Raw genomic sequence first — 666 nt, forward strand, 5'->3', positions numbered from 1 at the left:
GCTCAATTTCTTCTAATTCCATTCGATAACCATGCAGCTTAATTTGGAAATCAAGACGACCATTATAGAATAGAAGACCATTTTCAACATAGCCAGCATCGCCTGTTTTATAGGCGCGCTCACCGTCAATCATAGTAAATGCTTTTTCTGTTAATTCAGGGCTTCCTAAATATCCAACGCTTACGCTTGGACCGACAATTACGATTTCACCTTTTTCACCATCAGGTGCAATCGTGCCATCTTCTTTCATAATAAGAAGGCGACAGTCTGATTTACAATAGCCAACTGGAAGTGATTTGTATTGATTAAGCACTTCTTCTGTAACGTGAATACCTGTTACAGCGACAGTAGCTTCTGTTGGACCGTAAGTATTCATAATTGTTGCTTTTGGGAAACGCTCAATTAATTTTCTAGCCACTTCATTTGGTAACACTTCACCGCAGAATAAGAATGTTTTCATGTTCGGTAGCATACTTTCAGAGAAGGATGCTTCCATTAAACACATTTCAGCGAAAGAAGGTGTCGAAGTCCATACTTGAATATCCGATTGCTCTAAAGAAGCAAACAAGTCTTTTGGACGCGCAATCATATCTTTATCGATTGCCCAAAGTGTACCACCTGTTACTAATGATGGGTAAATATCCATGACAGATAAATCGAATGAGA

The 666-nt window shown here is 38.9% G+C and carries 1 protein-coding gene; it reads right to left on the reverse strand.

What is annotated here, in order from left to right; genetic code table 11:
* On the reverse strand, positions 1 to 666 hold a 666-nt coding region (locus AU379_RS20495; protein WP_157462711.1), incomplete at both ends, for an AMP-binding protein.

Source organism: Bacillus sp. JH7 (assembly GCF_001563515.1).
Taxonomy (GTDB): domain Bacteria; phylum Bacillota; class Bacilli; order Bacillales; family Bacillaceae_G; genus Bacillus_A; species Bacillus_A cereus.